20 protein-coding genes are annotated in these 20,285 nt (G+C 70.1%); 6 read left to right on the top strand and 14 right to left on the bottom strand.

The annotated features are described in order from the left end of the window. Window positions 1-28 precede the first annotated feature (28 nt). The 12 genes from CDN99_RS10040 to CDN99_RS09985 form a co-directional block, all read right to left on the bottom strand. The gene (locus CDN99_RS10040) at window positions 29-1,588 is read right to left on the bottom strand and encodes a methyl-accepting chemotaxis protein (protein ID WP_141100730.1); all 1,560 of its coding nucleotides are present in this window, start codon (window positions 1,586-1,588) and stop codon (window positions 29-31) included. A gap of 295 nt (window positions 1,589-1,883) precedes the next feature. Then, window positions 1,884-3,932 carry a phenylacetic acid degradation bifunctional protein PaaZ gene (gene paaZ, locus CDN99_RS10035; protein WP_088384705.1) on the bottom strand — a complete coding sequence of 683 codons (2,049 nt, stop codon included), beginning with the start codon at window positions 3,930-3,932 and terminating at the stop codon, window positions 1,884-1,886. Between the two features lie 179 nt (window positions 3,933-4,111). Beyond that, window positions 4,112-5,269: an ABC transporter substrate-binding protein gene (locus tag CDN99_RS10030; RefSeq protein WP_088384704.1), complete on the bottom strand. Its 1,158-nt coding sequence runs from the start codon at window positions 5,267-5,269 to the stop codon at window positions 4,112-4,114. Window positions 5,270-5,408: 139 nt separating this feature from the next. Beyond that, window positions 5,409-6,062, bottom strand: a complete 654-nt coding sequence (locus CDN99_RS10025; RefSeq protein WP_088384703.1) for a TetR/AcrR family transcriptional regulator — start codon at window positions 6,060-6,062, stop codon at window positions 5,409-5,411. A 17-nt stretch (window positions 6,063-6,079) separates the two neighbouring features. Continuing rightward, on the bottom strand, window positions 6,080-7,159 hold the full coding sequence (gene paaE / locus CDN99_RS10020) for a 1,2-phenylacetyl-CoA epoxidase subunit PaaE (protein ID WP_088384702.1): 1,080 nt from the start codon (window positions 7,157-7,159) through the stop codon (window positions 6,080-6,082). Window positions 7,160-7,270: 111 nt separating this feature from the next. Beyond that, window positions 7,271-7,885 (bottom strand): 1,2-phenylacetyl-CoA epoxidase subunit PaaD, encoded by a 615-nt coding sequence (gene paaD, locus CDN99_RS10015; RefSeq protein WP_375134434.1) that lies wholly within the window; start codon window positions 7,883-7,885, stop codon window positions 7,271-7,273. A 79-nt stretch (window positions 7,886-7,964) separates the two neighbouring features. Beyond that, a complete protein-coding gene (gene paaC / locus CDN99_RS10010; protein WP_088384700.1) occupies window positions 7,965-8,741 on the bottom strand; it encodes a 1,2-phenylacetyl-CoA epoxidase subunit PaaC in 777 nt (258 codons plus the stop codon). 85 nt (window positions 8,742-8,826) lie between these two features. After that, complete coding sequence (gene paaB / locus CDN99_RS10005) at window positions 8,827-9,132, bottom strand: 1,2-phenylacetyl-CoA epoxidase subunit PaaB (RefSeq protein ID WP_088384699.1); 306 nt, start codon at window positions 9,130-9,132, stop codon at window positions 8,827-8,829. A gap of 68 nt (window positions 9,133-9,200) precedes the next feature. Continuing rightward, window positions 9,201-10,202 (bottom strand): 1,2-phenylacetyl-CoA epoxidase subunit PaaA, encoded by a 1,002-nt coding sequence (gene paaA, locus CDN99_RS10000; RefSeq protein ID WP_088384698.1) that lies wholly within the window; start codon window positions 10,200-10,202, stop codon window positions 9,201-9,203. 63 nt (window positions 10,203-10,265) lie between these two features. Then, window positions 10,266-11,579 (bottom strand): phenylacetate--CoA ligase PaaK, encoded by a 1,314-nt coding sequence (paaK, locus tag CDN99_RS09995; protein ID WP_088384697.1) that lies wholly within the window; start codon window positions 11,577-11,579, stop codon window positions 10,266-10,268. A gap of 48 nt (window positions 11,580-11,627) precedes the next feature. Next, window positions 11,628-12,146, bottom strand: coding sequence for a hydroxyphenylacetyl-CoA thioesterase PaaI (gene paaI / locus CDN99_RS09990; protein WP_088384696.1), 519 nt, complete (start codon window positions 12,144-12,146; stop codon window positions 11,628-11,630). Beyond that, the gene (locus CDN99_RS09985) at window positions 12,146-12,976 is read right to left on the bottom strand and encodes an enoyl-CoA hydratase-related protein (RefSeq protein ID WP_375134433.1); all 831 of its coding nucleotides are present in this window, start codon (window positions 12,974-12,976) and stop codon (window positions 12,146-12,148) included. Before CDN99_RS09985 ends, paaI begins: the two co-directional genes overlap by 1 nt. Before the next feature lie 234 nt (window positions 12,977-13,210). On the opposite strand from CDN99_RS09985, the gene CDN99_RS09980 reads away from it, so the two are divergent. Continuing rightward, on the top strand, window positions 13,211-13,813 hold the full coding sequence (locus CDN99_RS09980) for a phenylacetic acid degradation protein PaaY (RefSeq protein WP_088384694.1): 603 nt from the start codon (window positions 13,211-13,213) through the stop codon (window positions 13,811-13,813). Between the two features lie 110 nt (window positions 13,814-13,923). Here CDN99_RS09980 and CDN99_RS09975 read toward each other — a convergent pair whose 3' ends face one another. Next, window positions 13,924-14,886: a carbohydrate kinase family protein gene (locus CDN99_RS09975; protein WP_088384693.1), complete on the bottom strand. Its 963-nt coding sequence runs from the start codon at window positions 14,884-14,886 to the stop codon at window positions 13,924-13,926. Between the two features lie 261 nt (window positions 14,887-15,147). Between CDN99_RS09975 and moaA the strand changes: the two genes are divergently transcribed. From moaA to CDN99_RS09955, 3 genes are read left to right on the top strand one after another with little or no spacing between them, the layout of a single operon-like run. Then, on the top strand, window positions 15,148-16,281 hold the full coding sequence (gene moaA, locus CDN99_RS09965) for a GTP 3',8-cyclase MoaA (protein ID WP_088384692.1): 1,134 nt from the start codon (window positions 15,148-15,150) through the stop codon (window positions 16,279-16,281). An 8-nt stretch (window positions 16,282-16,289) separates the two neighbouring features. Then, the gene (gene mobA, locus CDN99_RS09960; protein ID WP_088384691.1) at window positions 16,290-17,057 is read left to right on the top strand and encodes a molybdenum cofactor guanylyltransferase; all 768 of its coding nucleotides are present in this window, start codon (window positions 16,290-16,292) and stop codon (window positions 17,055-17,057) included. Further along, window positions 17,032-17,622 carry a GNAT family N-acetyltransferase gene (locus CDN99_RS09955; RefSeq protein WP_238139453.1) on the top strand — a complete coding sequence of 197 codons (591 nt, stop codon included), beginning with the start codon at window positions 17,032-17,034 and terminating at the stop codon, window positions 17,620-17,622. The genes mobA and CDN99_RS09955 overlap by 26 nt, the downstream gene beginning before the upstream one ends. A 268-nt stretch (window positions 17,623-17,890) precedes the next feature. Here the strand turns inward: CDN99_RS09955 and CDN99_RS09950 are convergent, their stop codons facing one another. Then, a complete protein-coding gene (locus CDN99_RS09950) occupies window positions 17,891-18,700 on the bottom strand; it encodes a YceI family protein (RefSeq protein WP_141100729.1) in 810 nt (269 codons plus the stop codon). A gap of 209 nt (window positions 18,701-18,909) precedes the next feature. On the opposite strand from CDN99_RS09950, the gene CDN99_RS09945 reads away from it, so the two are divergent. Beyond that, window positions 18,910-19,440, top strand: a complete 531-nt coding sequence (locus CDN99_RS09945; RefSeq protein WP_088384689.1) for an Mpo1 family 2-hydroxy fatty acid dioxygenase — start codon at window positions 18,910-18,912, stop codon at window positions 19,438-19,440. Window positions 19,441-19,613: 173 nt separating this feature from the next. After that, window positions 19,614-20,042 (top strand): CBS domain-containing protein, encoded by a 429-nt coding sequence (locus CDN99_RS09940; RefSeq protein ID WP_088384688.1) that lies wholly within the window; start codon window positions 19,614-19,616, stop codon window positions 20,040-20,042. The last annotated feature ends 243 nt before the right edge of the window (window positions 20,043-20,285 follow it).

Here is a 20,285-nt window from a genome sequence, read left to right as displayed (position 1 = left end):
GTGGCGCCCTCGCGGACGCCACGCCGGTTCAGGCGGTCCTGAGGCGGAACTGGCTCACCAGCTGGGCCAGGTGCTGCGCCTGGGAGTTGAGGCTCTCGGCGGCGGCGGCGCTTTCCTCCACCAGGGCGGCGTTCTGCTGCGTGACCGAGTCCAGGTGCGTGACGGCGCTGCCCACCTGCTGGATGCCGCCGTTCTGCTCCTGCGTCGCGTTGGAGATCTCGCGGATCAGCGCGTTGACCTGCCCCACCTCTTCCACCACGCGCCGGATCGTGTCGCCGGCATCCTGGGCCTGGCGGGCGCCGACCTCGACGCGCTGGCCGCTGGTCTGGATCAGGGTCTTGATCTCCTTGGCGGCGCCCGCGGAGCGCTGCGCCAACGCCCGCACTTCCGACGCCACGACCGCGAAGCCGCGCCCCTGCTCGCCCGCGCGGGCCGCCTCGACCGCGGCATTGAGCGACAGGATGTTGGTCTGGAACGCGATGGCGTCGATGACGCCGATGATGTCCTCGATGCGCCGGGACGACTCGCTGATGCCCTGCATCGTCTGCACGAGCTCGGTGACGGCCTTGCCGCCCTCGCCGGCGGCCCCGGAGGCGCGCGCGGCCATGCGGCTGGCCTCGTCGGCGGCGCCGGCGTTCTGGGCCACGGAGCTGGTCAGCTCGGCCATCGACGCAGCGGTCTGCTGCAGGCTGCTGGCCTGGGTCTCGGTGCGCTGGCTGAGGTCGGCGTTGCCCTGCGCGATCTGCTGCGAGCCGGTGGCGATGCTGCCGCTGCTGTCCCGCACCTGCCCGACCAGGCTGCCGAGTTGCTCGACCATCCGCGCCATCGCGCGCAGCAGGTCGGCGGGCTCGTCGCGCTCACGCGCCTGGAGATCGAGCGTCAGATTGCCCATGGACACCTCCTCGCTGACGCGGACCGCCTGGGCGATGGGGCCCGTGATGGAGCGGGTGACCAGCCGGGCCAGCGCGGCGCCGAGCGCCAGCGCCACGACGACGGCGACGATCGAGGTCCGCATGCCGCGCGTGTAGGAGTTGGCCGCGTCCTGCCCGGCGACGTCGCCGCCGTTCCTGTTGAACGTCACGTCCTTGTCGATCGCGACGGACAGCACCTGGAACAGCGCATTGGCGCGGCCGGTGACGAGCTTCCGGGCCTCTTCGTGCGCGGACTCGCCCTTGGCGATGACGGACTGGATCTCGCCGTCCGCCGTCACGTACTGCTGCCAGGCTTGCTGGATCGCGACATAGAGCGCCCGCTCCTCGTCGCCGGTGATGGTGGGCTCGTACTCCCTGGCGGCGCGTTGGAAATCGCGCAGGGCGGCTTCGCGCTGCCCCACGGCGGCCTTGCGGCCGGCGTCGTCCAGCTCCACCGCGGCGCTCATCGACGCGCGCCGGGCGGAGTCCGCGGCGGACTGCATCTGACCCAGCAGGGCCACGCTGGGCAACCAGTTGGTGTTGAGGTCCTTGACGTTGTCGTTGATCTTGGACAGCTGCACCGAGCCGAACCAGGCCACGAAACACAGCAGGGTCAAGAGCGTGGCGAACGCGATCGAGAGTCGCGTGCCGATGCGAAGGCTTCGAAGAGTTTCCATGATCGATCGAACCTCCTGGCGGTTGCGCAAGTTGGGATTCGAAGTCAAGGGCACCCTGGAACGAAGACGGTCAAGGCACCCGAGCCTCCCTGGCTCGCCGAGGATCGTCGCTCACGCTCCCCGGCTCAGGCGGCATTGTTGCCGTCGACGTTCCGCCTCGCCAGTGGGGATATGCGCAGCGCTTCGTAGGCAAGCGACCTACGTGGGCCCTGGCACGGCGCGCCCGTTCAAGACTCCGCGGACCGCGTCCGCGGGATGGGGGCGACGGACGCCCGGGGCGGAGTCCGCCGGACCGTCACCCCTTCTTCGCCACCAGCGTCAGGATGTCGTAGCTGGCGACCAGCTCGCCGCGCTGGTTGGTGACCTGCACGTCCCAGGCCACGACGCCTTGCGGCGGCTGGTCGGGGCGGTTGCCACGGTCGATGCGGCGCTTGCAGGTCAAGCGCGCCTGGATGGTGTCGCCGATCGCCACCGGGTTGACGAAGCGCAGCGTGTCCAGGCCGTAGTTGGCCAGCACCGGTCCCGGCGCGGGCGACACGAACAGCCCCGCCGCCGCCGACAGCACGAAATAGCCATGCGCGATGCGCTGGCCGAATTGCGTGTCCTTGGCCGCGACCTCGTCGAAGTGCATGTAGAAGAAGTCGCCGCTGATGCCGCCGAAGTTGACGATGTCCGCCTCCGACACCGTGCGGCGATGCGTCAGCAGCGAGTCCCCGACCTGGATCTCCTCGAAGTGCTTGCGGAACGGATGGACGGCGTCTTCCGTCACCTTGCCGCCGCGCACGTACTCGCCGGTGATCGCCGTCATCATCGTCGGCGACGCCTGCACCGCGCAGCGCTGCAGGTAGTGCTTGACCGCGCGGATGCCGCCGAGCTCCTCGCCGCCGCCGGCGCGGCCCGGGCCGCCGTGCTTGAGCATCGGCAGCGGGGAGCCGTGGCCGGTGGACTCGCCGGCCGCGTCGCGGTCCAGCACCAGCAGCCGGCCGTGGAAGGCCGCCGCGTGATAGACCGCCTGAGCAGCCAGCGCCGGGGTCTTGGTGACGATGGAGCCGACCAGGCTGCCGCGGCCCTTGGCGGCCAGCGCCAGTGCCTCGTCGAAATCGCCGTAGGTCATCAGCGTCGACACCGGCCCGAAGGCCTCGACCTGATGGACGGCCTCGTTGCGCATCGCGTCGCGGCACAGCAGCAGCGTGGGCGCGAAGAAGGCGCCGTCGCCGACGCCCTCGCCCAGCGGCGCGAAGCCGTCGCGCTCGCCGAAGACGAGCTCGTTGCCCTGCGCCAGTTGCGCCAGGCGCTCGGCCACGTCGGCCTGCTGCGCCTTGGAGGCCAGCGCGCCCATGCGCACGCCCTCGATGGACGGATCGCCGACCTTGATCCTGGCCAGCCGCTCGCGCAGCGCCGCGGCCACCGCGTCGACCTGCGCCGCCGGCACGATCGCGCGGCGGATGGCCGTGCACTTCTGGCCGGCCTTGGCGCTCATCTCGCGCAGCACTTCCTTGACGAAGAGGTCGAACTCCGGATCGCCGGGCAGCACGTCGGGCGCCAGGATCGAGCAGTTCAGGCTGTCCGCCTCCGCGTTGAACGGGACCGAGCGGCGGATCAGGTTCGGATTGACGCGCAACTGCGAGGCCGTGTCGGCCGAGCCGGTGAAGGTGACGACGTCGGTCTCCTCCAGTCGGTCGAGCAGGTCGCCCGAGCTGCCGACGATCAGTTGCAGCGCGCCGGCCGGCAGCAGGCCGGACGCCTCGATCAGCCGCACGCAGGCCTCGGCGACGTAGCTGGTCGCGGTGGCCGGCTTGACGATGCAGGGCATGCCGGCGATGAAGCTGGGCGCGAATTTCTCCAGCATCCCCCACATCGGGAAGTTGAAGGCGTTGATGTGCACGGCGATGCCGCGCTTGGGCACCAGCACGTGGGTGCCCATGAACTGGCCGGCCTTGCCCAGCGCCTGCGCCGGGCCTTCGTGGACGATGTTGCTGGACGGCAGCTCGCGGCGCCCCATCGAGGCGTAGGCGTAGAGCGTGCCGATGCCGCCTTCGATGTCGATCCAGGAGTCGGCGCGCGTCGCGCCGGTATGAGCGGAGATCGCGTAGAGCGTCTCCTTGCGCTCCATCAGGAAGGCCGCCAGCGCCTTCAGGATCGCGGCGCGCTGCTGGAAGTCCAGCGCCAGCAGCGCCGGCAGCGCCTGGCGGCGCGCGAAGTCCAGGCTCTCGCCGAAGTCGATCGCTTCGGCATGGGTCTGCGCCACCAGCCGGCCGTTGATGGCGCTGTGCAGGCCGCGCGCGGCGGCGGAGCCGATCCAGCGACCGGCGATCAGGCTTTGAAGGACGGGAGTGGCACTCATGACAACCTCAAAAAATCAATCTTCCGCATTGGACGAAACGTCGAACGCCAAGCAGATTTCGCGGACGAGCGGCATGGCGAGCGTGCCGAAGGCGGGCCTGAGGCGCGCAGCCGTACTTCCCGTACGGCGAGCACCGCAGGCCCGAGATCGGCCCGCGCGGTAGCCGAGCGTCCGTGAAATCAGGGTTGGTACTTCCAGGTGTTGTTCTCGATCTTGACCATCACGCGGGCGCGCTGGTCGAGGCCCAGGTGATCGTTCGGCGACATCGTGAACACGCCGTGGGCGCCGGGCAGTTCCTTGACCGCCTCGAGCGCGTCGCGCAGCGCCGCGCGGAACTGCGGCGTGCCCGGCTGGGCCTTCTTGATCGCCACCGGGATCGCCGCCTGCAGCAACAGGCCCGCGTCCCAGGCGTGGCCGCCGAAGGTCGACACGCTGCCCTTGCCGTAGGCCTTCTCGTACTCGGTCACGTAGGTCTTGGCGCTCTTCTTGGCCGGATGGTCGGCCGGCAGCTGGTCGACGACCAGCACCGGCCCCGACGGCAGGAAGGTGCCCTCGACGTCCTTGCCGCCGACGCGCAGGAAATCGTTGTTGGCCACGCCGTGGGTCTGGTAGTACTTGCCGGCGTAGCCGCGCTCCTTGAGCGTCTTCTGCGGCAGCGCCGCGGGCGTGCCGCTGCCGCCGACCAGCACCGCGTCGGGCTTGGCCGCCATGATCTTGAGCACCTGGCCCGTCACCGACGTGTCGGTGCGGTTGTAGCGCTCGTTGGCGACGATGGACAGGCCCTTGCTGGCGGCGACCTTGTTGAACTCGCCGTACCAGCCCTCGCCGTAGGCGTCGGCGAAGCCGATGTAGGCCACCGTCTTCACGCCTTGCGCCTGCATGTGGCTGGCGATGGCCAGCGCCATCATGATGTCGTTCTGCGGCGTCTTGAAGACCCACTTCTTCTTCGCGTCCATCGGCTCGACGATGCGCGCCGACGCCGCCATCGAGATCATCGGCACCTGCGCCTCCGCCACCGCGTCGATCATCGCCAGCGAGTTGGGCGTGACCGTGGAGCCGACCACCACGTCGACCTTGTGCTCGGTGATCAGTTTGCGGGTGTTGGCGACGGCGGTGGTCGTGTCCGACGCGTCGTCCAGCACGATGTAGTTGATCTTCTGCCCGGCGATCGTCTTGGGCATCAGGCTGAAGGTGTTTTTCTCAGGAATGCCCAGCGAGGCCGCCGGTCCCGTCGCCGACACCGTGACGCCGACGTTGATGTCGGCCCACGCGCCGCCGCCCACGCCCATCAGCGCGGCACCGGCCAGGGCCAGCAGGGTCTTCTCGATGCGTTTCATGTTGTCTCCTAATGAATTTATTGATTCAGGAACGCACTGCAAAAAATGGGACCACCCTCTCGACCGCCCACCGCGGCCGCCCGCGGCGGCCATGCCGGGCGACCGCGGTCGCCGGGGGCGATGCTCCTCCGTCAAGCCTTCATGAGACTTGCACCGACGCGGCGTCGCGCTCGTGACGCTCCGCCTTGTCCGTCAACTCCGTGCGGACCGCGCCGAGGCCGCCGAAGAACAGGTCCGCCACCATCGGCGCCACCGCGTCGTAGGTCAACGCGCCGTCGGGGCGCAGCCAGGTGAAGGTCCAGTTGATCATGCCGAACAGCAGCATGGTCAGCGGCTTGTGCAGGTGGGCGCCGCGCAGCTCCGGCCGCACCGCCGCCACCGCGTCGGCGAAGCGTCCCACCACCTGGCGCTCGACCTCGACCATGCGCCCGCGGTGCGCGTCGTCCAGGAACTTCAGGTCCTCGGTCAGCACGCGGTGCTCGTTCTGCGCCTCGCCGTAGGCCTGCACGAAGCGGTGGATCAGCGCGCGCAGATGCGGCTCGGGCCCGAGCCCCTGCGCGCTGACCTCGTCGACCAGGTCGACCAGGTGCTGCAGGTGGTTCTGGCAGATCTGCGCGAGCAGCTCATGCTTGTCGCGCACGTAGTGATAGAGCGTGGGCTTGCTGACCTCGCAGGCCTCCGCGACCTGGTTCATCGAGGTGGCGGGAAAGCCCTGATTGGCGAAGAGCCGGGCGGCCTGCGCGAGGATTTCCTCGCGGGTGGCATCGAATCCGGGGGCACGACCACGGGCCATGGTGAGGGGTCTTTTCTTTATCGTTCGTCGAAGGAGATCACGACACGCGGCGTCAGCGCGTGCGCCTGGCAGCTGAGGATAAAGCCGGCCGCCACCTCGTGTTTCTCGAGCGCGAAATTCTTGTCCATGCGCACCTCGCCCTCCAGCAGCTTGCAGCGGCAGGTCGAGCACACGCCCGACTTGCACGAGAACGGCACGTCCATGCCGGCGCGGGCCGCGGCGTCGAGCAGGCTGGGATCGCTCTTGCGGAACTCGATCTCGCGCGAGACGCCGTCGCGGATCACCACCACCCGGGCGGCATCGGCGTCGTGCTCGTGCACCTCGTGCGGCGCGGGGCGGCCGGTCTGCATCTCGGGCGTGCCGAAACGCTCGATGTGGATGCGTTCTTCCGGCACGCCGGCCTCGCGCAGCGCGGTCTCGGCCTGCTCGTTCATCTCGAACGGGCCGCAGACGAAGACTTGGTCGATGCCGTCCGCCGGCACCGGGCCGGCCAGGAAGCCGGCCAGCTTGGCCTGGTCCAGGCGCCCCGCCATCAGCGGCGAGTCGACATGCTCGCGCGAGAACACGTGATGCAGCGTCAGCCGCGTCATGTAGCGGTTCTTCAGGTCTTCGAGCTCTTCCTTGAACATCGTCGACGCCGGCCGGCGATTGCCGTAGATCAGCGTGAAGCGGCTGCCCGGCTCGCGCGCCAGCACCGTCTTCATGATCGACAGGATGGGCGTGATGCCCGAGCCCGCCGCGATGCCGACGTAGTGCCGCGCCGACGCCGGATCCAGCGGCACGTGGAAGCGACCCTGCGGCGGAAAGACCTGGACCTCGTCGCCGGCCTGGAGCTGCTGGTGGACCCAGGTCGAGAACGCACCGCCGTCGACATGCCGCACGCCGACGCGCAGCTCGCCGTCGTCGATGCCGGCGCAGATGGAATAGGAGCGGCGCAGGTCCTGGCCGCCGACATCGCCGCGCAGCGTCAGGTACTGGCCTTGCGTGAAGCGGAAGGTCTCGCGCAGCGCCTCGGGCACGTCGAAGCAGAGCACGACGGCGTCGTCGGTGTCCTGATGCTTGGCGCGCAGGCGCAGGGGGTGGAAGTGCAGGCTCATGATGGATGTCGATCGCTGGCCCGGCGGGATGCGGGCCGGCTCGGGACGGGCCGGCGCGTGGTCCGGGGCGGTGTGGTTGATGGGTTCACGGCGGGAGGTCGTCCAGGGCGCTCACAGCGGCTTGAAATGCTCGAACGGCTCGCGGCAGTCGAGACAGCGATGCAGCGCCTTGCACGCGGTGGAGCCGAAGGCCGACAGCTTCTCGGTGTGGGTGCTGCCGCAGCGCGGGCAGGCCAGCGGCTTCTCGCGGCGCACGAGGCGGATCGGCACGCCCTGGGCCGCGTCCACCGGTCCCGGCGGCGCGATGCCGTAGCGGCGCAGTTTCTCGCGGCCCTCGTCGGAGATCCAGTCGGTGGTCCAGGCGGGCGCGCGGCGCATCGTCACCGTCACCGTGCCGAAGCGCGCCAGCGCCTCGCGCACCTGCTGCTCGATGGCCTCGGTGGCGGGGCAGCCGGAGTAGGTCGGCGTCAGCACGACCTCGACGCCGTCGGCGGTCTCGACCAGGTCGCGCACGATGCCCAGCTCCACCAGCGACACCGCCGGCACCTCGGGATCGAGCACCTGGGACAGCACCTCCCAGGCCGCGGACAGCCGGCCGCAGCCGAGGTCGGTCGCGCCGTCGCCGGACGCGGCACGCGGGCCGGCCGCCATCGCCAATGCCGACTGCGATGTCGACCCTGATGGCGACCGCGACGGCGTCATCGATGACGGCGGCGAGGTCGGCAGCGGCGACGGCGCCCCCTGAAGCGAGGACAGCCAGTCGAGATGGGCGGGCCTGGGCGCGGCGTTCATGGCATCGCTCCGCTCACCACACCCCGCCGGGGTAGGCGCGCTGCAGCGACTGCATCGTCGCCAGCATGTGGCCCATGTGCTCGCTGTGCACGCCCAGGCGGCCCGCATAGACGTGCGGCGTGTCCTTGGGTCGCGTCAGGCGCGCCTCGGCCAGCACCTCGTCCATCGCGGCGTCCCACGCGGGCTTGAGCGACGACCAGGCCGGGCCCAGGCCGCTCGCCTCGGCGGCGGCGTCGACGTCGTCCGACGCGAACAGCTCGTTCACGTAGGGCCAGAGCTGCGCCAGCGCGTCCTTCATGCGGCGCGTCGATTCCTCGGAACCGTCGCCCAGTCGCACCACCCATTCGGCGGCGTGCTGCTGGTGGTAGCGCACTTCCTTCACCGCCTTGGCGGCGATCGCGGCGATCTCGGCGTCCGCCGAGTCCTGCAGCCGTGTCCACAGCGGCAGCAGCCAGCTGGCGACGATCAGGTTGCGGGCCTGCGTGAAGGCGAAGTCGCCACGCGGCAGCTCCATCAGCACGGGGTTGAGGTAGTGGCGCTCCTCGCGCAGGAAGGCGAGCTGGTCCTCGTCGAGCGCCTGCCCGTCGAGCTGGCCGGCGCGCGTCAGCAGCGCCCGGGCCTGGCCCAGCAGGTCCAGCGCGATGTTGCCCAGCGCCAGGTCCTCTTCCAGGATCGGCGCGTGGCCGCACCACTCGGACAGCCGGTGCGACAGCACCAGGCAGGCGTCGCCCAGGCGCAGCAGGTAACGCACGTCCGCTCGGGTGCCGGGTTGAATGGAGGGGGTCGTCATGTCGGGGCCTCGGTCGTCTCGCGTCGCGCCGCGCGATCGGCGCCCCGGGCGGGACGCGCGCGGCGCGTGGTGCAGGGGTCGCTCATCACATGTGGTCCAGCGACGGCGGCAGGTCGTAGAACGTCGGGTGACGGTAGACCTTGTCCTCCATCGGATCGAAGTACATCGACTTCTCGCCCGGATCGGACGCCACGATCGCCGACGACGGCACGACCCAGATGCTCACGCCTTCCTGGCGGCGGGTGTAGACGTCGCGGGCCATCTGCAGCGCCATCTTCGCGTCGGGCGCGTGCAGGCTGCCGCAATGCTTGTGGTCCAGGCCCGCCTTGTTGCGGACGAAGACTTCCCACAAGGGCCACTCGTTGGCGCCGGTCTGTTGATTGATGCTCATGATTCGGATGCTCGGAAGATGCGGGCTGGACCGGCGCGCCCGCTGGGGTCGCGCCGGCGTGGCGGGGATCAGGCGGCCCGGGCCTCGGGGGCGCGCTTGCGGGCGTGGGCCAGCGCGGCGTCGCGCACCCAGGCGCCATCGTCCCAGGCCTTCACGCGCGCTTGCAGGCGCTCGGTGTTGCACGGGCCGTTGCCGCCGACGACGCGCCAGAACTCGTTCCAGTCGATCGCGCCGAAGTCGTGGTGCTCGCGCTCGGCGTTCCACTTCAGGTCGGGGTCGGGCAAGGTGATGCCCAGCAGCTCGGCCTGCGGCACGGTGGCGTCGACGAACTTCTGACGCAGCTCGTCGTTGGTCAGGCGCTTGATGCCCCAGCGCATCGACTGCTCGGAGTTGGGCGAGTCCTTGTCGGCCGGGCCGAACATCATCAGCGACGGCCACCACCAGCGGTTCACCGCGTCCTGGACCATCGCCTTCTGCGCGTCGGTGCCGTCGCGCATCATCGTCAGCAGGCTCTCGTAGCCCTGGCGCTGATGGAACGACTCCTCGCGGCAGATGCGGATCATCGCGCGGGCATAGGGGCCGTAGGAGCAGCGGCACAGCGGCACCTGGTTCATGATCGCCGCGCCGTCCACCAGCCAGCCCACCACGCCGATGTCGGCCCAGGTCAGCGTCGGGTAGTTGAAGATGGAGCTGTACTTGGCCTTGCCGGTGTGCAGCGCGTCCAGCATCTGGTCGCGGCTGGTGCCCAGCGTCTCGGCGGCCGAGTACAGGTACAGCCCGTGGCCGCCCTCGTCCTGGACCTTGGCCAGCAGGATGGCCTTGCGCTTGAGCGTCGGGGCGCGGGTGATCCAGTTGCCTTCGGGCAGCATGCCGACGATCTCGGAATGCGCATGCTGGCTGATCTGGCGCACCAGCGTCTTGCGGTAATGCTCCGGCATCCAGTCCTTGGCCTCGATGAAGTCGCCCTCGTCGATGCGCGACTCGAAAGCCTCGTTGCGCTGGCGGTCCTCGACCGATTCCAGCTTGGTCGCCTGGTCCTGCGGACCGACGCTCATGGCTTGGGTGTACATGGATGCTCCTTGTGTCTCTCGCCGTGCCGGCGACGGCCCTCGCGGGTCCGCGCCGGCGTGTCCTCAGGGGGTCTTGGGCCGCTTGTCCACGACGCGGCGGGCCTTGCCCACCAGCGTCCGCTCGATCGAGTCCGGCGCGCCCACCGTCACCTTGGTCGACACACCGATCAGCGTCTTGATGCGGTGCTGCAGCGCCCGGGACACGCCCTGAACGTCCACGCCCTGCCCCGCGGTCGACAGCTCGCAGCGCACCTCGACCTCGTCGAGGTGGCCGTCGCGGCTGACGACGATCTGGTACTGGCCCGACAGGCCCGGCTCGGCCAGCACCAGTTCCTCGATCTGGGTCGGGAACAGGTTCACGCCGCGGATGATCAGCATGTCGTCGCTGCGGCCGACGATCTTGCCCATGCGGCGCATGCTGCGCGCCGTCGGCGGCAGCAGCCGCGTCAGGTCGCGGGTGCGGTAGCGGATCACCGGCAGCGCCTCCTTGGACAGCGAGGTGAAGACCAGCTCGCCCTCGGACCCGTCGGGCAGCACCTCGCCGGTCTCGGGGTCGACGATCTCGGGATAGAAGTGGTCCTCCCAGATCACCGGGCCGTCCTTGGTCTCGATGCATTCGCTGGCCACGCCGGGTCCCATCACCTCGGACAGGCCGTAGATGTCGACGGCGTCGATGCCGGCCTTCTGCTCGATCTCGCGGCGCATCGCCTCGGTCCACGGCTCGGCGCCGAAGACGCCGGTCTTGAGCGACGACGCGCGCGGGTCCAGGCCCTGGCGCACGAATTCCTCGACGATCACCTGCATGTAGCTCGGCGTGACCATGATCACGTCGGGCTTGAAGTCCTGGATCAGCTGGACCTGCTTCTCGGTCTGGCCGCCCGACATCGGGATGACGGTGCAGCCCAGCCGCTCGGCGCCGTAATGCGCGCCCAGGCCGCCGGTGAACAGGCCGTAGCCGTAGGCGACGTGCACGATGTCGCCCTTGCGCGTGCCGGCCGCGCGCAGCGAGCGGGCGACCAGGTCGGCCCAGGTGTCGATGTCCTGCTTCGTGTAGCCGACGACGGTGGGCTTGCCGGTCGTGCCCGACGAGGCGTGGATGCGGGACACCTGCTCGCGCGGCACCGCGAAGAGGCCGAACGGATAGTTGTCCCGCAGGTCCTTCTTGGTGGTGAACGGGAACAGGCGCAGGTCGCTCAGGTCCTTCAGGTCGGACGGATGCACGCCCTTGGCGTCGAACGCGGCCTTGTAGTGCGGCACGTTCTCGTAGGCATGCTGCAGCGACCAGCGCAGGCGCCGCAGCTGCAGCGCGCGGAGTTCGTCCTGGCTGGCGCGCTCGATGGGTTCGAGGTCCTCGGGCTGGAAGGTCTTCACCGTCATGGGCGGGTCTCCTTGTCTTCCTGGCGGGCGCTGGGCGGGCGGCGGGGTTCAGGCCCGGGCCGAGGAATGGTCCGCGAGCGGATCATCCAGGCCCGTCGCCACGGGCTTGCCCTTGAGGCGGTAGGACCGGCCGCGGAAGACTGCGATCAGTTGGTCGCGCTGGTTGGTGATGGTGATGTCGTAGACGCCCGTGCGGCCCGCCTGCGAGACCTCGTCGGCATGCGCCGTCAGCACGTCGCCCAGCCGGGACGGCGCGACGATGTCGATCGCGAAGCCCGAGGCCACCGTCATCTCGTTGTACGAGTTGCAGGCGAAGGCGAAGCAGGAGTCGGCCAGCGTCGTCACGAAACCGCCATGGCAGATGTCGAAGCCGTTGAGCATGTCCTCGCGCACCGTCATCGACAGCGTCGCGGTGCCCGGGCCGATGTCGACGATGGTCATGCCCAGGCCCTTGGAGGCCCGGTCGTTGGCGAACATGGTGTCGCGGACGGCCTCGGCGACGCGTTGCGCCGCCGGGTCGCGATGCGCGTGCCCCGCGCGCTCGATGGGCTCGTGGGACGCGCTCATCAACGGTCCTTGAACGCCGGTTGGCGCTTGGTCAGGAAGGCCGCGGCGCCCTCCAGGTAATCGTGGGCGTAGCCGAGCTGGCTCTGCAGGCGGGCTTCCAGCTTGAGCGCGTCCTCGAACTCCAGCGCCATGGACGCGTCCAGCGCCTCACGCGTCTGCACCAACGCCCGGGTCGGCATCCGGGACAGCTTCTGCGCGGTGGCCATGGCCTCGGATTGCAGATCGGCGTCGGCGACGCAGCGGGCGATCAGGCCCCAGGCCTGCGCCTGCTCGGCCGGCAGCTTGTCGCCCAGCAGCGCGAGTTGCATCGCCCGGGCGCGGCCGACCAGGCGGGTCAGCAACCAGGTGCCGCCGCAGTCCGGCACCAGCCCGATCTTGGAGAACGCCTGGATGAAGGAGGCCGATTGGCCCGCCAGCACCAGGTCGCAGCCCAGCGCGAAGTTGGCGCCGGCGCCGGCGGCCACGCCGTTGACGGCGCAGACGGTGGGGACCGGCATGCTGCGCAGGCGCAGCGCGAGCGGGATGTAGTAATGGTCCAGCAGGTTGCCGATGTCCTTGGCCTTGGGCTTGCGGTGCGGGTCGACCGCGCCGGAGTGCTCGTCGAACTCGGGCTTGATGTGGGGGTCCGACAGGTCCTGGCCGGCGCAGAACGCGCGGCCGGCGCCGGTGATGAGCACCGCCCGCACGCCCGCGTCCGACGCGGCCTCGTCCAGCGCCGCGCGGAGCTGGCCCAGCAGCCCGGTGGTGAAGGCGTTCAGCGCCTGCGGCCGGTTCAGCGTCAGGACGCGGACCGCGCCCTCGGTGCTGATCAGCAGCGGGTGGTCGTCGATACCGCCAGTGGCGGCCGGGGACGTGGGGGTGGTGCTCATTCGGCTTGTCTCCTCGATCGAGGTGGATTCAGCTTTTGCAGCTTTTGTTGATCGGCTTCTATTTACCGACCGGTCGGTAGATACTACGAGTCCTCCGACTACAAAACAAGGTCGGAAACCTAGGGTTACCACCTAAATTCAGAGGATTGCGGCGATTTCAGCCTCCGTGGCTGGTCGCCGAACGCGGAGACTTCCATGCCCTGCTACGCCATCGACGGCCTGTCGCCGGTCGTCCATCCCAGCGCCCACGTGCACCCGACGGCGGTGCTGATCGGGGACGTGATCGTCGGACCCGGCTGCTACATCGGCCCGTGCGCTTCGCTGCGCGGCGACTTCGGACGCATCCGGGTGATGGACGGCGCGAACGTGCAGGACACCTGCGTGATCCACGGCTTTCCGGATTCGGACACGGTGGTCGAGCCCAACGGCCACATCGGCCACGGCGCGGTGCTGCACGGCTGCGTGGTGCGGCATGACGCGCTGGTGGGCATGAACGCGGTCGTGATGGACGAGGCGGAGGTCGGCGCGTACAGCATCGTCGCCGCCTGCGCGTTCGTGCGGGCGGGGCTCAAGCTGCCGGAGAAATCGCTGATCGCCGGCCTGCCCGCCAAGGTCCTGCGGCCGCTGACCGAGGACGAGATCCGCTGGAAGCGCGAAGGGACCGAGACCTACCAGGACCTGGCCCGGCGCTGCCACGCGAGCCTGGTGGAAGTGCAGCCGCTGCCGCGGGAGGAGCCCGACCGGCCGCGGTTGAAGGTCGGTGGGCCGAAGACGCTGGTGGCGACGAAGCGGGAGTGAGGCCGGCATGGCGCGGGATGCATGGCGCAGGATTGGCGCCGAGGCACCGGAAGCCGTCATGCCGCCAGGGCAGCCTCGACGTCGCGCCTGAATGAGCCGGGACCGCTGCTTCAGGCGAGCTCGGCGCGCTTGACCTGCACACGGTCGATGAGGGAGGTCACGAAGCCCGCGCTCAGCCCGTTCACGCCCGCGCCGGAACATGCCGCCGCGCCGGCCGCGACGGCCCAGCGCAGGTGTTCCTCGGCATCGGCGTGGGGGCCGTTGATCAGGCTGTAGAGCAATCCCGCCATGGCCGCGTCGCCGGCGCCGACGGTGTCGCCGAGGGTCTCCAGCGGCGGCGGGCTGGCGCTGAGATCGGCCTTGGGGTGGAACAGCTGGGCGCCGCGCTCGCCGAGCGTCAGCATCACGATCGCGCGGGGATTCCAGGCGGCGATCTGGGCCAGGCCGAGGTGATGGTCGCGGCTGCGGAACAGCCCGCGCAGGTCCTCGTCGGACACCTTGATGACGTCCGCCATGCGGCACATCCGCTCCAGCGTGCGGTCGTAGCGGGAGTCCATCGTGATGCGGTAGTTCGGGTCGTAGCTGATCTTGACGCCCTCGTCCTTCAGCGACTCGGCCAGCGCGACCAGCCGGGCGGCCAGCGGCTCGCGGGTCAGGCTGATCGATCCGAAATGCGCCCATCGCAGCGCGCGGCGCCAGCCGGCGGGCAGCGCGTGCGGGCGGAAATGCAGGTCGGCGCTGTCGTCGCCGACGAAGGCGTATTCGGGCGGATCGACCTGGTGGACGTAGGCGACCAGCGGGGACTTGGCGAACTGCTGGATGAAGCGCAGGTCCAGGCTGGCGTCGGCGCTGGCCTGCCAGATCGCCTGCCCGAACGGGTCCTTGCTGACGCCGCCGGCGAAGGCGCTCAACTGGCCCAGCCGCGACATCGCCACCGCCACGTTCCACGGCGAGCCCCCGCTGCGGCTGCGCCACTCCTCCGGCCCGATGCGGATCATGTCGGTCAAGGCTTCGCCGAAGGAGACGAAGCTGGCCAGGTCCGCATGGACGACGGTCGTGGGGGTCAAGCTCATGTCGCGATTCGACCCTCCCCGAGCCGGCACCGCAAGTGACAAGTCCTACAGGGTGGCGATGGGCATGGGATCCCTCAGCGAAGCGCCCGCAGGACCTCCGGGTGAGCGATGGCGACACGCAGCAGCGCCCGTGCGGCGCCCGTGGGCTCGCGACGCCCCTGCTCCACGCTTGAAGCATGCGCCTGGAAACGCCGAGAAGTCCCGCGAAGTCTCCTTGCTCATAGCGGCATCGATGACGTACCAGCGGCACAATCACCGCTTATGACCGCCGGAGTGATCCCACTGCTCGACCTGCGCCAGGCGGGGCGGGCGCTGACCGTGCCGCATCCGTTGCCGCCGTCCCATCCGGGGCCGTGGCTCGATGCGCGCGGCCGGCCGCTGCGCGATCTGCGGATCTCGGTGACGGACCGCTGCAACTTCCGCTGCAGCTACTGCATGCCCAAGGACGTGTTCGACAAGGACTACGCCTTCCTGCCTCACCGCGAGCTGCTCAGCTTCGAGGAGATCGCCCGGCTCGCCGGCGTCTTCGCCGGACTGGGTGTGCAGAAGCTGCGATTGACCGGCGGCGAGCCGCTGCTGCGCCGCAACCTGGAGGCGCTGATCGCGCAGCTCGCCGCGCTGCGCACGCCCGAGGGCGCTCCGCTGGACCTGACGCTGACGACCAACGGCTCGCTGCTCGCCCGCAAGGCGCGGGCGTTGAAGGACGCCGGCCTGAATCGTGTCACCGTCAGCCTGGATGCGCTGGACGACGCCATCTTCCGGCGCATGAACGACGTCGACTTCCCGGTCGCCGACGTGCTGCGCGGCATCGACGTCGCGCAGGCCGTCGGACTCGCGCCGATCAAGGTCAACATGGTCGTCAAACGCGGCACCAACGACGACCAGATCGTGCCCATGGCGCGTCACTTCCGCGGGACCGGCGTGGTGCTGCGCTTCATCGAGTACATGGACGTCGGCATGAGCAACGGCTGGCGCATGGACGAGGTGATGCCGTCCGCGCAGGTACTGGCCCGGTTGCGCGAGGACGCCGACCTGGTGCCGCTGGCCCCGACCGTCGAGGGCGAGACCGCCACCCGCTGGGCCTACGCCGACGGCAGCGGCGAGATCGGCCTGATCTCCAGCGTCACGCAGGCCTTCTGCGGCGACTGCAACCGCGCGCGGCTCTCAACCGAGGGCCGCCTCTACACCTGCCTGTTCGCCGGCGACGGCCACGACCTGCGCGCGCTGCTGCGCGGCGACGCGCGGCAAGGTCCCCGCACCGACGACGAGATCGCCGCCGCGCTCGGCGCCCTCTGGGCGCGACGCGACGACCGCTACTCGGAGCTCCGCGCCAGCTTGCCGCCGTCCGAGGCCGGTGGCGCGCGCCGCGTCGAGATGCATTACATCGGCGGTTGAGGCGCCCCATGCGCGCCGTGCTCGACTCGACGACCGCGCTGATCCTCTGCGGCGGCCGCGCCACCCGCATGGGCGGCGTCGACAAGCCGCTGCAGGCCTTCCAGGGGCGCCCGCTGGCGCGGCACGTGCTGGACCGCATCGCCCCGCAGACCGGCGGTCGCGTGCTGATCAGCGCGAACCGACATCTCGACGAGTACCGCCGCTTCGGCGTGCCGGTGCTGACCGACACGTTGCCGGACTTTCCGGGACCGCTGGCTGGCATGCTGGCGGGCATGACCGCATTGGCCGAACCGCTGACCCCGGACGGCCTCGGAAGCACCGGCGCGGGGTCCACCGCCGATGCCCTCGGCGGATCGGGCCGCCCCACGGATGCCGTCCCGCAGTGGCATCCCGGCACGGTTGCGGGGACCGATGGGTGGACAAGCCATCCCGGCGGCGACGCGTGGCTGCTTTGCGTCAGCGGCGACAGCCCCTGGCTCCCGACGGACCTGGCCGAGCGACTGGCCGCCGCCCTGCCCCCGGGCCGATCCGCCGCGATGGCGCTCGGACGTGAGTCTCCCGGCGAGCCGCTGCGCAGCCAGCCGCTCGCCAGCCTGATCCACCTTGGCCATCGCCAGACGCTGGCCGCCGCGCTGCGGCAGGGCGAGCGCCGCGTCGAAGCCTGGCTGCGGACCTTGCCGCTGGCGCTGGTGCCGTTCGACCGACCGGAGGACGATCACGCCTTCGCCAACATCAACGACAGGAGCGAGCTTGAACGACTTCAATCACGTGTCTGAGCCGTCGATCGACGAGGCCGCGGGCGAAAGCCCGGCGGCGACCGGGGTCCAGCTGCGTCTGCTGACCGAGCACGACCTGCCCGCCTACAAGGCGCTGCGCGACACGATGCTGGCGCGGCACGAGCATGCCTTCACCTCCGACGCCGACACCGAACGTGCCCGCGAGGCCGCCAGCTACCGCGTGCGGCTGCATCCGCAGGCGGGCGGCAAGTCGCTGTTCACGCTCGGCGCCTGGATCGACGACACCCTGGTGGGCGTCCTCACCTGCGAGCACGAGAACCGGCAGAAGGTGCGCCACCTCGCCCATCTGATCGGAATGATGGTCGACGACGGCCACCAGGGCCATGGCATTGGCGGCCGGCTGCTGCGGCAGGCGCTGGCGCTGCTGCGCCGCGAACCGCTGCTGGAAACGCTCACGCTGAGCGTCACCGCCGGCAACGAGGCGGCGATCGCGCTGTACCGACGTGTCGGCTTCACCCGCTACGGACACCTGCCGCGCGCCATCCGGCTCGCCGACGGGCGCTACTGCGCCAAGGACCTCATGAGCCTGGACCTGCGGGCCTGATCGCACCGGCACGCCTCGTGCCGCGTCGACCACGCCACCCGTCTCATCCCTCCCACGCTCAACCATGGCCCGCTAGCCAAGGCCCGCATGCTCGATTGCCGCTGAGGCCGGAATGCTGCTTGCGCGGTCCCGGAGGGAGCCCCCAATGCTGCGTGGAGCGCCCGCGCTCGGCGTCGCGCAGTCGGTGCTTTGCGCACCGCCGTCAGGGCCTGGTGCCAGAGCCTCGACGCTCGACCTCGCGCAGTCGGCGCGCAGTCGGCGAGCGGCATCAATCGCAAGCCACGGCGGGCCGCCCCGCCACGTCAATGTCGACCGTCAACTCGTCCTGAATCGCGAGCAGCCCGCCGAGGACCGAGAACGGCGCGATGCCGAAGTCGCTCTGCCGCAGGACGAGCGCCCCCTGGGCCCGCAGCGGCTGGTCCCCCAAGGGGCGCTCCATCCGCACTGGCACGTCCATCTCTCGGACCTGCCCATGCCAGGACACCGCCACCCGCAGCGCCAGCGAGGGGAACGCCCCCGCCACCGCGCGGCTGCGGATCGCGATCACGGGGAAGCGTTCGCCGTCGACCGCGCGCATGAGGTTGGTCCGCGTGCCGTCGATGTCGGCGGCGCTCGGCTGGCTCGCGAATTCGGGCCCGAGCGCGGTCCGCCATTCGGGCTTGTCGATGACCAGATCCGCGATGCGGAAGTCCAGTTCGACACCCGCTCCCGCGAGCCCCTCGGACGGCACGAACACCTGACCGCGCATCCGCTCCGGTCCCATCACGTGGTTGTGACCCAGCCGCGCCAGGCGCCCGGCACGGAACACGTGGATGCGGACCTGCGACGCGACCGGATCGATCGCATACAGCCGGCCTTCGGCACGTTGCTGCGCGGCAAGCCACGCAGGACAGGCGGACGATGATGCGGCTTCGCCTGAAGCAGCGGGCGCGCTGGTGGGCCTCGTGGCGGGTCCGCCCTCCGCGGAGGGCGCCACAGCCGTCGATGGCCGCGACGGCGGCGAGGACGACACCTGCGCCGTCGGCGCGCTTCCACACCCGGCGACCACCAACGCAACCATCGCCACGAACGCCGACACATGCCGCCGACGCCCCATCCTGACGTGGCTCAAGGGCATCCCAAGGCCCTGCCCCGTCCCGGCGCCTCCACCAGAAGGCGCCTCATTTGCCGACGTCAACACTCGCATAGGGGTAAACCAAGAGTCGTCACATTGGCATTTTGACCGGCACAAAGAAGCCGGTCGCACTAGCATTGCGACATAAACGACGACATTTTCCGGAGACCGCCATGGCACGCCAAGCGACCGATCTGATGGCGCAATACGCCGCCTATCACCGCGACCGCCGCAACATCGCGACGCATTTCGTCGGCATCCCGTTGATCGTCTTCGCGATCGGCGTGCTGCTGGCGCGGGCGCAGTTCCACGTCGGCGAGTGGACCGTCACGGCCGCCTGGCTGACCTGGGGCGCCGCCACGATCTGGTATCTCACGCGGGGCAACCTCGTGCTGGGCCTGTCCACCGCGATCGTCAACGCCGTGCTGATGGCGCTGGCCCATCCGCTGGCGGTCGGCTCCACCGGTGCCTGGCTGGGCTGGGGCCTGGGCAGCTTCCTGGTCGGCTGGGTGATCCAGTTCGTCGGCCACTATTACGAGGGCCGCAAGCCGGCCTTCGTCGACGATCTCATCGGGCTGCTGGTCGGACCGATGTTCGTCGTCGGCGAGGCGCTGTTCGCGATGGGCTGGGGCCGCGACCTGCTGGCCGAGATCGAACGCCGCGCCGGCCCCACGCATCTGCGCGACCTGACCCATCCCGCCTGACCGGCCCGGCCAGGCGGACACACGCTGACGCAGGCCGGACCGTCTCGTCCCTTCGGGGGTCGGGTCTTGCACCGCGCCGCCAAGGCGCTTATCTTGGCCCCCTGCCCCGGTTGCGCAGTCCGGGGCGTCGTTACCGTCCCGATTGCGTTGTTCGAACCCCAACAGGAGGCCCCATGAAACCGGTGTCCGAGCTGCTGAAGAACCGCGGGCCGAGCGTCTGGCGCATCACGCCGGAAGCGACGGTGTTCGATGCCCTGCATCTGCTGGCCGAGCACGACGTGGGCGCGTTGATGGTGATGCAGGACGACCGCCTGCTGGGCATCTTCTCGGAGCGGGACTACACCCGCAAGATCGCCCTGCAGGGCCGCGACTCGCGTCACACGCTGGTCAAGGAGGTCATGACGCCCGACGTGCTGGTGGTCAAGCCCGGCACCGACATGCGCGAGTGCATGAGCCTCATGAGCCAGCGCAAGATCCGGCACCTGCCGGTGGTCGAGGGGGCGACCGTGGTGGGCATGCTCTCGATCCGCGACCTGATGGACGACATCATCGCGGACGACCAGCTCACCATCGCGCAGTTGCAAAGCTACATCCACGGCTGATCACGGCGACGTGGTCTCGCGCGGCGCGGCGCGGTGCGATCACGGCGCCGTCACGGCGCCATGGCCGCGGCCTCGCGGCACCGTCGCGAGCCGCCCGGGGCTCACTCGCCCCAGAACTGCAGCGCCCGCGCGGCGTCCGCCTTCGGCGCGCGGGGTTTGTCGGGCTTGTCCGACACCTTGGGCGTGCCCATCGCGATCCAACCCAGCAGCGTCTCCCCAGGCTCGCAGAACGCGGCGACCAGG

Origin of the sequence: Roseateles aquatilis (genome assembly GCF_002205645.1) — a bacterium.
GTDB classification, from domain to species: domain Bacteria; phylum Pseudomonadota; class Gammaproteobacteria; order Burkholderiales; family Burkholderiaceae_C; genus Roseateles; species Roseateles aquatilis.
This window is presented reverse-complemented; position numbering and strand designations above follow the sequence as displayed.